Genomic DNA, 12,625 nt, shown 5'->3' on the forward strand with positions numbered 1-12,625 from the left:
GGCGACGCCGGGGGAGACTCGGCGGGATCCTGCTGGGCCTCAAGCCAGGGGCGAGGCAATGCGGCCGGCGACGTGCGACTCACCGGGTCGAACCTCAAAGGGACGGCTCTGGAGTGTTGCGAACGGCAACCCTCCAGAGCCGTTTCGTCACACGCCGGCGGTCAGAGTCTCCAGATCGAACTGACGATCCTGGACGCCGGCCACGAAGGCGGCCCACTCCGACGGCGTGAACACCAAGACAGGACCGTCGTGCTGCTTACTGTCACGCAACGCGACGTTTCCATCCGCCAATGGCGCCACTTCAACGCAGGCCGTTGCGCCGTTGCAATAGCTGGCCCTGCGCCAGGCTGCCTTCATGATGTCGTTCTGCATATTCTCCCCAAGGCTCCGTTGCCTTGCTCTCAAACGCTAACGCCGCCAGAACATGACCTTGCGCTGGATGAGGACACGCGACTCGCCCTCGTCCAGAGCCTCCGATCTGATGTGGTCGAAGGCCGTTTCATAGCCGGCCACATATTCGAGGTCGTCGACGAAGCGAGCACTGTACAACTGCTCCAGGTACACGACGTCGTCGAACGCCGGGAACTGGAGATGAATGAACGCACCGGTGTTGACCGGGTGAAGCGAGTCCAGGGGTAGTACCTGGACGCTGACATGAGACAGCATGGACAACTCAAGCAAGTGTTCCATCTGCTCACGCATGACCGTGGCCTCCCCGAAACGTCGCATCAGCGCCGCCTCGTCCAGCACCACGTGCATCCGGCAGGGATCGGGTCTGTGCAGGACCCGTCGCTGCCGATCGAGACGGGCCTCGACCCGGCTGCGGACACCGCTGTGCGTGATGCGTGCGATGCCGCGCGTGGCCAGGATGACCTCTCGGGCGTAGTCCTCGGTCTGCAGGAGACCGGGTACAGCCTGGGGTTCCCAGTTGCGCTGGTGACTGGCCTCCGCCTCCAGCCCGAGGAATCTTGTGTACTCCTCAGGAAGGGCGTCCTCGTAATCTTCCCACCAACCACGCTGTTCCGCATCACGCAACAGGGCGAAGAGCTCTTCAAATTTCGCCTGGTCAACGCGATACAGCTCAGCCATGGACTTGACGTCGTCCGCGCTGGGCATCGTCTTGGCGGCCTCGATACGGCTGACCTTGCTCGGCGACCAGCCGAGCTCTCGGGCGGCCTTGGCCCCGGTGAACTTGCGCCGCTCGCGAAGAAGTCGTAGTTCCTGACCCAGCCGGAGCCGCCGCACCGTTGGACTGCTCTGCTGTGAAGGCACCGCCCACCCTCCTTCAGGAGATGAAGGTGTAGCCGGAAGGGACCGTTTGGAGCCCGGCTTTTTGGGCCGTTCGCCCAATCTTACACTGCAAGTTGCATGTGTACTGCCGCACAGCCTTGCCAGAAGGCTTTCACGGGTAGAGCGTGGGGGCAAGACGACCTTCGCATAGCCCCTGGAAAGAGGGCAGTTCTCGGACTTGCATTCGGTCGCCGACTCGTCTCGTGCAAGTTGCACCGCAAGTCGCGAAAAAAATCCAATCTTCCTTGCTTCAAGTCTTGCAGCAACGTCAACCGCGGAGGACGATCAGAACCAGGAGGGTTCTCAAGTGGCGAGGAGGCCCGCATGACGACACGGCCGACCGCATCGATCCTTCCGCCCGTAGTCGCGCGCCCGTACGAGGGCCGCCCGCCCGGCAACGTCGCCGTCCCCGAAACGAACCGCCACAGGGAGGCCACTTGCCGGAAGGATTCCACCGCCTGAGAAACGTCGCGCGAGCTCGCTCATTCGAGCGTGAAAAAGGCCGGACCGAGGCTGAGCACAGTCACCGCATATGGGCTGCCACCCTGCGGCGAAACCTGGTCATCAGCCTTCGGACCGGCAAGAAGCCACCTCTAAATGCCGCGAAAGGGGTCTTCTATGTACTCACAAGGTACCAAGGGGCTCGGCCGAATCAAGTCCTTGGTCCAGGATGTGATCGCGTCGGCAGACTACGAGATCTGCGTCGAGCCCGACGAATTCGCCTACCGCAGGAACTGGACCGTCGCACGGACGGGATTCGGCTCCCGTAGGTACCGGGACTCCCGGTTCGACCAGCACCCCCTGCCCCGCAAGGTGATCGAGGAGGTGTCCTGACATGCCACGCAACCCGCGCAACCAGCGCTACCCGGCCCGTGAGGACCTCCCCGCGGCGGACCGCGGCTCGGTGCCGGCCAGGCTCTGGCGGGCCCGTACCGAACTGCTGCTGCTCGCCGGGCTGGCGCTGCTCGTCCTGACGCTGCTGGGCACCGCGCGGGAGGGCCGCTGGCTGCCCTTCGTCCTGCTGGCCGGGGCCGTCTCGGCGCCGGCCGCCACCCGGTTCGGACGCAACTGGATCACGGCCCACTTCTGGTGCGTGGTCTCCCGGCACCGCCTGCAGCGGACCTGCCTGGAGACCACCATGCACACCCGGGCCGGCCGTATCCCGCTGGTGCTCTGGATCACGCCGACGACCACCGGCGAGAAGGCGCTGGTGCTGGTGCGCGCCGGCGTCAGCGCCGAGACGTTCGAGGCGTTCGGCGACGAGATCGCGGCGGCCTGCTGGGCCCGCCACGTGAACGTCCACCGGCACCGTACGCGGGCGCAGTTGCTGATGGTGGAGATCGTCCGGCGCGACGAGACGCCGGGCGCGACCTCGCCGGGGCTGGACCGCCTGTACGGCCGCCGAGCCTGGATCCCGCTGCGATCCGAGTTCGACGAGCCGCCTGATCTGCGCGCCGCGGTGAGCTTGTCCCCGGTGGGCTGAGGACACCTGGGGAGGGCCTTCCCCGGGTGGGCGAGCCCCGGAGACCGCGGGGGCTCCGGGGCTTCCCCATGCGCGTGGTCCGGGCGAAGATGAGTTCATCTGGCGAACTCAGGAGTCGTGATGACGTCGACCGTCCACCGGACCTGTCCCCTGTGCGAGGCCGTCTGCGGCCTGACACTCACCCTCGACGACGGCGGGCACGTCACCCGTGTCCGAGGAGACAAGGACGACCCGTTCAGCAAGGGGTTCATCTGCCCGAAGGGAGCCAGCCTCGGCCGGCTCGACGAGGACCCCGACCGGCTGCGCAAGCCGCTGGTCAGGGAGGGCGAGCGCTGGCGCGAGGTCGGCTGGGACGAGGCGTTCGACGCCGTACGGGCCGGGCTCGACCGGCTGGCCGACCGCCGCTGCGCCGCCGTCTACCTCGGCAACCCCAACGCCCACACCATGGCGGGCGCCCTGTACGCCGCACCCCTGATCAAGGCGCTCGGCACCCGTAACGTCTACTCCGCCAGCACCGCCGACCAGATGCCCAAACACGTGGCCAGCGGGCTGATGTTCGGCCATCCGCTGACCATCCCGGTGCCCGACCTGGACAGGACCGACCACCTGCTGATGCTCGGCGCCAACCCGCTGGAGTCCAACGGCTCCCTGTGCACCGCGCCCGACTTCCCCGGCCGGCTCAAGGCCCTGCGCCGGCGCGGCGGCCGGCTCGTCGTGGTCGATCCGCGGCGCACGCGCACCGCCGCGCTGGCCGACGAGCACGTCTTCATCCGGCCGGGCACGGACGCGTACCTGCTGTTCGGCATCGTCCATACGTTGCTGGCCGAGGATCTGGCCAGGCCGGGGCGCGAGGTGAACGGGCTGGCCGAGGTGCGCGAGGCGGCCAAGCACTTCCCGCCCGAGGCCGTGGCCGGGCGCACCGGCGTGCCCGCCGAGGTGATCAGGCGGCTGGCCAGGGAGCTGGCCGGGGCGCGTACGGCCGCCGTCTACGCCAGGATCGGCACGTGCACGGCCGAGTTCGGCACGCTGGCCCAGTGGCTGGTGGACGTGCTGAACGTGCTCACCGGCAACCTCGACCGGCCCGGTGGCGCCATGTTCCCCAAGCCCGCGACCGAGTTCGGCGGGCGGCGCAGGACGTACACGACGGGGCGGTGGCGGAGCCGCGTCAGGGGGCTGCCCGAGGCGAACGGCGAGTTGCCCGTGGCCACCCTGGCCGACGAGATCGAGACGCCCGGCGAGGGACAGGTCAGGTTCCTGCTCACGGTCGCGGGCAACCCGGTGCTGTCGGCCCCGCACGGCGACCGCCTGGACGCGGCCTTCCGGCGGCTCGACTTCATGGTGAGCGTGGACCCGTACCTCAACGAGACCACCAGGCACGCGAACGTCATCCTGCCGCCGCCAAGGGTCCTGCAGTCGGGGCACTACGACTTCACACTGCTCGGGTTCGCGGTGCGCAACTACGCGCGGTACTCGCCCCCGCTGCTGCCGCTGGACGGGCGGCCGTCGGAGGCGCAGATCCTCGCCCGGCTGGCCGTGATCGCCTCGGGGCTGGAGGGCGACCTGGACGCGTTCGTCATCGACGAGACGTTGCGCAAGGCCACGGAGAGGCCCGGCTCGGGCGTCGAGGGCCGGGACGTGGCGGAGCTGCGCGAGCTGCTGGACGGGGAGACGGGCGGCGAGCGGCGGCTGGACCTCATGCTCCGGCTCGGCCCGTACGGCGAGTGGTCCGGCAAGGGCGACCTGTCGCTGCGCAAGCTGCTCGACCACCCGCACGGCCTCGACCTCGGCGCGCTGGAGCCCCGGCTGGCGGAGGTGCTCAGGACCGCCTCCGGGCTGATCGAGCTGGCCCCGCCGCAGCTCATGGAGGACGTGGAGCGGCTGCGCGGCAAGCTGGAGGAGGAGCCGCCGGAGATCGTCCTCATCGGGCGGCGGCACCTTCGGTCCAACAACAGTTGGATGCACAACGTGGGCCCGCTGGTCGGCGGCAGCAACACCTGCACGCTGCAGATCCACCCCTCCGACGTGGCCCGGCTGGGCCTGACCGGCGAGGCCGTGGTGCGCTCGGCGAAAGGCCAGGTCACGGTGGCGCTGGAACCCACCGACACGATCATGCCGGGCGTGGTCAGCCTGCCGCACGGCTGGGGTCACGCGGGCAGTGCGCAGAACGTGGCGGCCGGGCACGCGGGGGTCAGCGCCAACAGCCTCACCGACGAGACGACGGTGGACGTTCCGAGCGGTAACGCAGTGTTCAACGGAGTTCCGGTCGTGATTTCCCCAACCGGGGTGATCATCGCACATTAGGGTGTCGCGCGTGACTATCGCGCCAGAAGAGGATCGCCTGAACGCCCAGATCGCCTTCGCCATCGAGATCGACAAGTTGAAGCGCATCATCCGCCGCAACCATCTGATCGACGGCTCGCGGCGGGAGAACTCCGCCGAGCACTCCTGGTACGTGGGCACGCTGGCGATGGTCCTCGGAGAGCATGCACCTCCCGGCGCCGATCTCCAGCGGGTGGTGGCCATGTTGTTGGTGCACGACCTGGTCGAGATCGACGCCGGTGACACGTTCATTTACGACGCCGTGGCGGTGACGGCCCAGGCCGAGGCCGAGCGGGCCGCCGCCGACCGCATTTTCGGCCTGTTGCCCGCTGAGCAGGGAGGCTGGTTGAGAGAGCTTTGGGACGAGTTCGAGGCCAGGCAGACGCCGGAGGCGAGGTTCGCCAAGGCGCTCGACCGCTTCGCGCCGATCCTGGCCAACCATCACACCGAAGGCGGCACGTGGCCGTTGTTCAAGGTGACGGCGGCGGAGGTCAGGGAGAAGGTACGGATCATCGAGGAAGGCTCGCCCTCGCTCGGCGCGTACGCCCTGGAGCTGGTAGAACTCTCCGTGGCCAGGGGACACCTGTCCGAGTGATCCCCACATGGCCGGGGTAGGGGACTTGTCGTGAAAGAGACAGTACGCGCGAAACGTCGGCAATTGCGGGGTTTCGTTGGGCCGGTTGCCATCGCCGATCGGCTCGAGAAGTCGAAGGCGATGGACACGCCGATCAGGGCGCTGACCAAGGTCGTACGCCGGCGGCTGCGCCAGGGCCGCCTGCGCGACCTGCTGCACGGCGTCCCCATCGGCGAACCGGTGCACCCCCCGCTGGCGACGATCAGCCTGGGCTGCTGGCTCTCCACGGCCGTGCTGGACCTGGCGAACGCCGACCCCCGGGCCTCGCGGCTGCTGCTGGCCACGGGCCTGGTCAACGCGCTGCCCACGGCGGCGGCCGGGCTCACCGACTGGTCGTCCCTGCACCGGGAGCAGCAGCGGGTGGGCTTCGTGCACATGGCGGCCAACCTCGCCGCGCTCGGCCTGCTGTCCGCGTCCCTGCTGGCCAGAATGCGCGGCCACGAGCGGCCCGGCCGGGTGCTCTCCTTCACCGGGCTGGCCGTGGGCGGGCTCGGCGCCTATCTCGGCGGGCACCTGGCCTACCGGCAGGCGGCCGGGGCCAACCACGCGCCGCAGGTGACGCACCTGGTGCCGCTGGGCTGGCACGACCTGTGCCCGCTGAAGGACCTGCCCGACGGACGTCCGGTGGCCAGGCGGCTCGGGTACATCCAGCTCTTCGTGCTGCGCCAGGGCGACGGCGTGACCGTGCTGGCCGACCGCTGCCCGCACCTGGCGGGCCCGCTGCACCAGGGCAGGCTCGTCATGGAGAACGGGGAGGCGTGCGTGGTGTGCCCGTGGCACAGCAGCACCTTCCGGCTGGCCGACGGGTCGGTCAAGCACGGTCCCGCGACCGCGCCGGCGCCGGTGTTCGAGACGCGGATCAGGCGCGACGGGACCGTCCAGGTGCGGCCGGGGTTGACCTGAAGCTTGGTTGAGGTTCTACGGTCGGGCCATGAACAAGATTCTCGTGACCGGCGCGACCGGGAACGTCGGCAGGCATGTGGTCTCCCAACTCGCCGCGGCGGGCCTCGACGTACGGGCGTTCGCCAGGCGGCCCGAGCGGGTCCAGGCGGGCGTGGAGGCCGTACGGGGCGATCTGGACGTCCCCGAGACGCTGGAGCCGGCGCTCAAGGACGTGGAGAGCGTCTTCCTGCTCTGGCCGGGCTTCTCGACGGGCAACGCGGCGGAGGTGGTCTCGGCGATCGCCGGGCAGGCGCGGCGGGTGGTGTACCTGTCGGCGTACGTGCCGGGCGACGAGCACGGGGCCTCCCACTACGGGGACATCGAGCGGCTCATCCGGCGCTCGCGGCTCGGCTGGACGTTCCTGCGGCCGGGCGGGTTCGCGGCCAACACGCTGGGGTGGGCCGACCAGGTCAGGCAGGGCGTGGTGCGCTGGCCGTACGGGGAGGCGTCCAGGGCGCTGATCCACGAGCGGGACATCGCGGCGGTGGCCGTGCACGTGCTCACCTCGGCGGGGCACAACGGGGCCGCCTACTCCCTCACCGGGCCCGGCGAGCTCACCCAGGCCGAGCAGGTGCGGGTGATCGGCGAGGCGGTGGGACGCGAGGTGCGCTGGGAGGAGCAGCCGCCCGAGGAGGCCCGCGAGCGACTGCTGGCCGCCTGGGGCGACGAGACGTTCGTGCGCAGCGCGCTGACGACGTGGGAGAGCTTCGTGACCACGCCCGAGCGGGCCACGGACACCGTCGAGCGACTGCTCGGCCGGCCCGCGCTCAGCTTCCGCCAGTGGGCCGAGGAGCACGCGGCGGACTTCCGCTAGACCGTCAGGACTCCCCCGCCACCGCGGTGGCCTCGTCGGCGGGGTGCTCGACGAGGGCGAGGATGCGGCTGGACATGAACCGGGCCGTACGCACCGGCGTGCCGCTGCGGGTGACCTCGCTCACCTCCACGAGCCCCCGCCTGGTGGCCACCTCGACCCGCCGGCCGGCGCGGGTGGCCCTGATCTCGTAGGTGCGCGGCGAGGATCCTCCCGCATCGATGACGATCTCCACCCGGTCACCTTTCATACCGGATTCCTACCCACAAACGACTATCCGTACACCAGTACGATAATCGCCACAATCCCCACACAAACGATGACCCCGCGCAACACCGGCGCCGGGATGCGCCGGCCCAGTCTGGCCCCCAGGAAACCGCCCACGATCGCGCCCAGGGCCACCCCGGCCGCCGCCGACCAGTCCACGTCCGCGACCACGAAGAAGAAGACCGCCGCCACGCCGTTGACGATCAGCGCCAGCACGTTCTTGGCCGCGTTCACGCGTTGCAGCCCGTCGTCGAGGAAGATGCCGAGCAGGCCGATCAGCAGCACCCCCTGCGCGGCCCCGAAGTAGCCGCCGTAGACGCCCGCGCCGAGCACGCCCAGCCACAGGGCCGCGCCGCCGTGCGTGCGCGGGCTCGCGCGGCGGGCGGCCATCCAGGCGTTGAGCCTGGGCTGCGCCACCACGAGCACGCAGGCCAGCGCGATCAGCGCCACCACCACGACGTTGAACACGCCCGGGTCGAGGAAGAGCAGCAGGATCGCGCCGGCCAGCGCTCCCAGCGCCGACGCGGCGCCCAGGCGCATTAGGCGGTCGCGCTGTCCCCGCAACTCGGCCCCGTAGCCGTAGGCGGCGGTGAAGGAGCCGGGCACGAGGCCCACGGTGTTGGAGACGTTCGCGACGACGGGATCGACGCCCAGCGCCACCAGAGTGGGGAACGTGATCAGCGACCCCGATCCGACCACCGCGTTGATCGCGCCCGCCACCACGCCCGCGGCGCAGACCGCCACGAGTTCCCACCCCGTCACGAAACCTCCCGATCGGGCCGCCGCGCACGCTGGGACGCCCGGTCGGGGGCCGCGGCGGCAGTCCGTTCAGCAGGGTTGGTTCACCGGGTGTCCTGTCCCTTCGGGGGGTTGAAGAGGCCGCCCAGGTTCTCCAGGACCTTGCCCATCTCAGAGGGGACGATCCAGATCTTATTGGCGTCGCCTTTGGCGATCTCCGGCAGGGTCTGGAGGTACTGGTAGGCCAGGAGATGCTGGTCGGGGTTGCCCTCGTGGATGGCCTTGAACACCACGCCGATCGCGTCCGCCTGCCCCTTCGCGCGCGTGGCCTGGGCCTCGGCCTCCGCCTGCGCGCGCAGCACGGCCGCCTCCGCCTCGCCGCGCGCCCGCAGCACCGACGCCTGCTGCTCGCCCTCGGCGGCCAGGATCGCCGCCTGCCGCTGCCCTTCCGCGGTGAGCACGGCGGCCCGCTTGTCGCGGTCGGCGCGCATCTGCTTCTCCATCGAGTCCTGGATGGAGACGGGCGGGTCGATGGCCTTCAGCTCGACCCGGTTGACCCGGATGCCCCACTTGCCGGTCGCCTCGTCCAGCACGCCGCGCAGCGCGGTGTTGATGTCCTCGCGGGAGGTCAGCGTGCGTTCGAGGTCCATGCCGCCGACCACGTTGCGCAGCGTGGTGACCGTGAGCTGCTCGACGCCGACCAGGAAGTTCGCGATCTCGTACGTGGCCGCCTGCGGATTGGTGACCTGGAAGTAGATGACGGTGTCGATGGACACCACCAGATTGTCGGAGGTGATCACCGGCTGCGGCGGGAAGGACACCACCTGCTCGCGCAGGTCGATCAGGTCCTTGATGCGGTCGACGAACGGCACCACCAGGTTCAGCCCCGGCGTCAGAGTGCGGTGGTAGCGCCCGAGGCGCTCGATGATGGCGGCCGTGGCCTGCGGGATGATGCGGATCGTACGGACCACGCCGAAGCCCACCGCCGCGACCACGACCAAGGCGACGACGAGTTGCTCGACGGACATGGCCACGCTCCGGAGTCGAAGGAACCGACTTCGGAGATCCTATTTGGTTTCCACTTGGGACGGCCTTGATTTGGGCGCCCTTTATCCGCATAAAAGGCGATCTGGTGGGCCTGGGACTCCCTGCCTAGTAGGCGCGCGCGTACCAGCGGCCCTCGGCGCTGCGGTCGAGCGACAGCGGCACCCCGAACGTCTGCGAGAGGTGGTCGGCCGTCATGACGTGCTCCAGCGGCCCCTGCGCCACCACCGAGCCGTAGCGCAGCAGCAGCGCGTGCGTGAACCCGGCCGGCACCTCCTCCACGTGATGGGTCACCAGCACCAGCGTCGGCGCGCGGTAGTCGCCGGCCAGCACCGACAGGCGGCGCACGAGATCCTCCCGGCCGCCCAGGTCGAGCCCGGCCGCCGGCTCGTCGAGCAGCAGCATCTCGGGGTCGGGCATCAGCGCGCGGGCGATCTGCACCCGCTTGCGCTCGCCCTCCGACAGGGTGCCGAAGCGCCGCCTGATGAGATGGGCCGCGCCCATCATGTCGATCAGCTCGACGGCCCTGGTCACGTCGTTGGAGTCGTACTCCTCCGTCCAGCGGCCCATGATCCCGTACGAGGCGGTCAGGACGAGGTCGATGACCTTCTCCTCCGGCGGGATGCGCTCGGCCAGCGCGGCGCTCGCCAGCCCGATCCTGGGCCGCAGGTCGAACACGTCGGCCTGCCCCAGCCGCTCCCCCAGGATCTCGACCACGCCCTCGCTCGGGTACAACAACGTGCTCGCCACCTGCAGCAACGTCGTCTTGCCCGCGCCGTTGGGTCCGATGACGGCCCAGCGCTCGTCAGCGTTGACCGTCCAGTCGATGCCGCGCAGCAGAGCCGCTCCGTCGCGCCTGACGGCGACGTCCTGGAGCCGCAGCACCTGACCACCCATCCCCGATACCTCCTTAGGAGTCACCCTCGGGACAAACCTATTGCAGGGCGAGCGCTTATCGTGGATCGGTGCGCCCTGAATCGTCTGTCTGTCCGTCCCTGGTCGCCTGGGGCAACGCGTGGCTGGCCGGCCACGTGGGCCTCGACGAGGCGGCTGACCACGTCGAAGCCGTCTGCGGGCCCACCGTCGCCGGAGACGTGCCCCTGCGTAAATACCTCGCAAACCTGCGCTCCGGCGGGCTGCGTGAGCTGCGGCTCGCCCTGCCCGCGCCCGGCGACCCGCTGGGGTTGTCCGGGCCGCCGGGCCTCAACGCCGCCGCCGTGGACGCGGGCCAGGCGGCCATCGCCGTGCTCGACGACCGCAACCTCGGGCTCGTGCCCATGCCCGACCGGCGGGGGTCGTCCTATGTCGGGATCCGCCTGGAGGTGCACGAGTCCGGCCCCGTGCGCCACGACCTGCCGTCGTTGTCCGAGGCCGAGCGGGAGCTGTCCGGCGCCATGCGCTCCGCCACCGATGCGCTGACCTCGGTGGACGGGCCCGTGCAGAACCGTCCCGAGTGGGTGGGGCGGGGCGGGGAGCTCGCGCCCGGCTACCCGGGCCGCGCGCACCGGGTCTCCGCCCTGGCCACCCGGCTGGCGGCGGTGCTGAGCCTGGCCGACGAGCGGGGGCTCACCTCGGGGCAGGTCGCCGTGCGCGGGGCCGCGCTGCGCGAACTCGACCGTGCGGTACGCCGCGCGCTCGTGGCGGCGCACCACGCGATCTTCGAGCCGGTCAGGAACCCGTAGCGCCGTCCTCGGCCTTCCAGAGCCTGACCAGCTTGTCCTTGCCGCCCGAGACGACGGCCACGCCGCCGTCCAGCGGGACGATGCCGACCGCGTACACGCCGCTCTTGTGGGCCTTGACCGGTTTGCCCAGCGCCTTGCGGGTCTGTACGTCCCAGAGGCGGATCGTGCCGTCGGTGCCGCCGGACAACAGCACGGTCCGCTCGCCCATCGAGCCGAAGGAGAGCGAGTAGACGATCTTCTTGTGCCCTGACAGGGTGCCGAGCGTCTTGCCGGACTTCGCATCCCAGAGCCTTATTTTTCCGTCTTTCCCGCCTGATGCGACGACCGCCTTGCCGTCCACCTTCGACACCGCGACCGAGTACACGCCCTTCGTGTGCCCCTTGTACGTCTTGCCGTACTGCTTGCGCTTGGCCAGGTCCCAGACGCGCAGCGTCCGGTCCTCGCTGGCGGAGACCGCCACCGCGCGGTCGCCGACGTGGGTGGCGCTCAGCCAGTTCACCGGCTTGCGGTGGGCTCTGATGATCTTGCCGGTGGCCTTGCGCCTGCTCAGGTCCCAGAACCTCAGGTAGCCGTCGGCGTCGCCGCTGACCGCCACGTACCGGCCCTTGACCTTCGTCAGCGCGACCGCGTAGACCGCGTCGCCGTGCCGGCCGAGGACCTTGCCCTTGCGGGTCTTGAGATTCCACAGGCGGACGCTGCCGTCGTAGCCGCCGGAGACCGCCATGGGGGTGTCGCCCATCATCACGCAGGCGACCGCGTACACCTCCTCGCGGTGGCCCTTCATCGTGGCCAGCGGCTTGTGGCCCTTCAGGTCCCACAGGCGCAGCCGGCCGTCCTGTCCGCCCGTGACCAGCCACGTCTTGTCGCCCGCCGAGACGGCGGAGAGCGTCTGGACGCCCTTGGTGTGGCCCTTGAGCGACTTGCCGTCCTGCTTGCCCAGCGCGGGCGTCGCCGCCTGCTCCACCTCGGCCGGCGTCGGCACCGGGGTGGGGGTCACGGTGGTGGGCGTCGGGGTCGGCGGGTCCGCGGTCGCGGTCGCCGGGCTGCCGGAGGCGCTCGCGGACGTCGTCACCTGCGCCAGCGTCCCGCCGCCGCCTTCGGTGCCGAACATCCTCGGGCCGAGGTACAGGACGCCGCCCGCCAGGGTCAGGGCGACCACCAGCGACACGGACACCAGGACCGCCCGCTTCCGCCGCGCCCCGGCCACGTCGGGCGGCTCCACGGCGGGGACGTGCTTGAAGAAGGCGTCGTTGCCGTCCCCCTGCCGATCGGCGGCCCGCCCCGCGCCAGACCTGCCCTTCGGCTCCAGCACCTCACCGGACGGAGACGCCTGACCGGGCCGAGGCCCCTGGCCCTGCGGAGAAGCCAGGCCAGAAGGAGTCGCCTGGCCGGATGCGCCCGCGGATGCCTTGCCC

At 70.3% G+C, this 12,625-nt stretch carries 14 protein-coding genes; 7 read left to right on the forward strand and 7 right to left on the reverse strand.

Annotated elements, in window-relative coordinates:
* Nucleotides 1-147 precede the first annotated feature (147 nt).
* Both FAF44_RS47935 and FAF44_RS47940 read right to left on the reverse strand, forming a co-directional pair.
* Nucleotides 148-372: a DUF397 domain-containing protein gene (locus FAF44_RS47935; RefSeq protein ID WP_237110132.1), complete on the reverse strand. Its 225-nt coding sequence runs from the start codon at nt 370-372 to the stop codon at nt 148-150.
* A 36-nt stretch (nt 373-408) separates the two neighbouring features.
* Nucleotides 409-1,272, reverse strand: a complete 864-nt coding sequence (locus FAF44_RS47940) for a helix-turn-helix transcriptional regulator (protein ID WP_237110133.1) — start codon at nt 1,270-1,272, stop codon at nt 409-411.
* A 690-nt stretch (nt 1,273-1,962) separates the two neighbouring features.
* On the opposite strand from FAF44_RS47940, the gene FAF44_RS47945 reads away from it, so the two are divergent.
* The 6 genes from FAF44_RS47945 to FAF44_RS47970 all read left to right on the forward strand — a co-directional run bounded on the left by FAF44_RS47945 (nt 1,963) and on the right by FAF44_RS47970 (nt 7,482).
* A complete protein-coding gene (locus FAF44_RS47945) occupies nt 1,963-2,124 on the forward strand; it encodes a hypothetical protein (protein ID WP_237110134.1) in 162 nt (53 codons plus the stop codon).
* 1 nt (nt 2,125) lies between these two features.
* A complete protein-coding gene (locus FAF44_RS47950) occupies nt 2,126-2,773 on the forward strand; it encodes a hypothetical protein (RefSeq protein WP_237110135.1) in 648 nt (215 codons plus the stop codon).
* A 120-nt stretch (nt 2,774-2,893) separates the two neighbouring features.
* Nucleotides 2,894-5,074: a molybdopterin-dependent oxidoreductase gene (locus FAF44_RS47955; protein ID WP_237110136.1), complete on the forward strand. Its 2,181-nt coding sequence runs from the start codon at nt 2,894-2,896 to the stop codon at nt 5,072-5,074.
* Nucleotide 5,075: 1 nt separating this feature from the next.
* Nucleotides 5,076-5,687 carry an HD family hydrolase gene (locus FAF44_RS47960; protein ID WP_237110137.1) on the forward strand — a complete coding sequence of 204 codons (612 nt, stop codon included), beginning with the start codon at nt 5,076-5,078 and terminating at the stop codon, nt 5,685-5,687.
* A gap of 120 nt (nt 5,688-5,807) precedes the next feature.
* A complete protein-coding gene (locus FAF44_RS47965) occupies nt 5,808-6,629 on the forward strand; it encodes a Rieske (2Fe-2S) protein (RefSeq protein WP_237110138.1) in 822 nt (273 codons plus the stop codon).
* Nucleotides 6,630-6,657: 28 nt separating this feature from the next.
* Nucleotides 6,658-7,482, forward strand: a complete 825-nt coding sequence (locus FAF44_RS47970) for an NAD(P)H-binding protein (protein ID WP_237110139.1) — start codon at nt 6,658-6,660, stop codon at nt 7,480-7,482.
* Nucleotides 7,483-7,486: 4 nt separating this feature from the next.
* On the opposite strand, the gene FAF44_RS47975 is transcribed toward FAF44_RS47970, so the two are convergent.
* From FAF44_RS47975 to FAF44_RS47990, 4 genes are all read right to left on the reverse strand, one after another.
* Nucleotides 7,487-7,714, reverse strand: a complete 228-nt coding sequence (locus FAF44_RS47975; RefSeq protein WP_237110140.1) for a hypothetical protein — start codon at nt 7,712-7,714, stop codon at nt 7,487-7,489.
* Nucleotides 7,715-7,752: 38 nt separating this feature from the next.
* Nucleotides 7,753-8,508, reverse strand: coding sequence for a sulfite exporter TauE/SafE family protein (locus FAF44_RS47980; protein WP_237110141.1), 756 nt, complete (start codon nt 8,506-8,508; stop codon nt 7,753-7,755).
* 80 nt (nt 8,509-8,588) lie between these two features.
* Entirely contained in the window at nt 8,589-9,512 is a 924-nt protein-coding gene (locus tag FAF44_RS47985; protein ID WP_237110145.1) for an SPFH domain-containing protein, read from the reverse strand.
* A gap of 124 nt (nt 9,513-9,636) precedes the next feature.
* A complete protein-coding gene (locus FAF44_RS47990) occupies nt 9,637-10,425 on the reverse strand; it encodes an ABC transporter ATP-binding protein (RefSeq protein ID WP_237110142.1) in 789 nt (262 codons plus the stop codon).
* Between the two features lie 68 nt (nt 10,426-10,493).
* On the opposite strand from FAF44_RS47990, the gene FAF44_RS47995 reads away from it, so the two are divergent.
* Nucleotides 10,494-11,210: a hypothetical protein gene (locus FAF44_RS47995; RefSeq protein WP_237110143.1), complete on the forward strand. Its 717-nt coding sequence runs from the start codon at nt 10,494-10,496 to the stop codon at nt 11,208-11,210.
* On the opposite strand, the gene FAF44_RS48000 is transcribed toward FAF44_RS47995, so the two are convergent.
* Nucleotides 11,197-12,625: WD40 repeat domain-containing protein (locus FAF44_RS48000; protein WP_237110144.1), on the reverse strand; the 1,429-nt coding region annotated here is incomplete at its 5' end. The two genes, FAF44_RS47995 and FAF44_RS48000, sit on opposite strands and share 14 nt — an antisense overlap.

The sequence above is a fragment of the Nonomuraea sp. MG754425 genome (assembly GCF_021699195.1).
In the GTDB taxonomy this organism is placed as follows: Bacteria; Actinomycetota; Actinomycetes; order Streptosporangiales; family Streptosporangiaceae; genus Nonomuraea.

Bases quoted from the DNA above. Each gene is read 5' to 3' on its own strand.
- FAF44_RS47970 (WP_237110139.1), top strand. From the start codon at position 6,658: ATGAACAAGATTCTCGTGACCGGCGCGACCGGGAACGTCGGCAGGCAT.
- FAF44_RS47950 (WP_237110135.1), top strand. From the start codon at position 2,126: ATGCCACGCAACCCGCGCAACCAGCGCTACCCGGCCCGTGAGGACCTC.
- FAF44_RS47985 (WP_237110145.1), bottom strand. From the start codon at position 9,512: ATGTCCGTCGAGCAACTCGTCGTCGCCTTGGTCGTGGTCGCGGCGGTG.
- FAF44_RS47955 (WP_237110136.1), top strand. From the start codon at position 2,894: ATGACGTCGACCGTCCACCGGACCTGTCCCCTGTGCGAGGCCGTCTGC.
- FAF44_RS47965 (WP_237110138.1), top strand. From the start codon at position 5,808: ATGGACACGCCGATCAGGGCGCTGACCAAGGTCGTACGCCGGCGGCTG.
- FAF44_RS47935 (WP_237110132.1), bottom strand. From the start codon at position 372: ATGCAGAACGACATCATGAAGGCAGCCTGGCGCAGGGCCAGCTATTGC.
- FAF44_RS47990 (WP_237110142.1), bottom strand. From the start codon at position 10,425: ATGGGTGGTCAGGTGCTGCGGCTCCAGGACGTCGCCGTCAGGCGCGAC.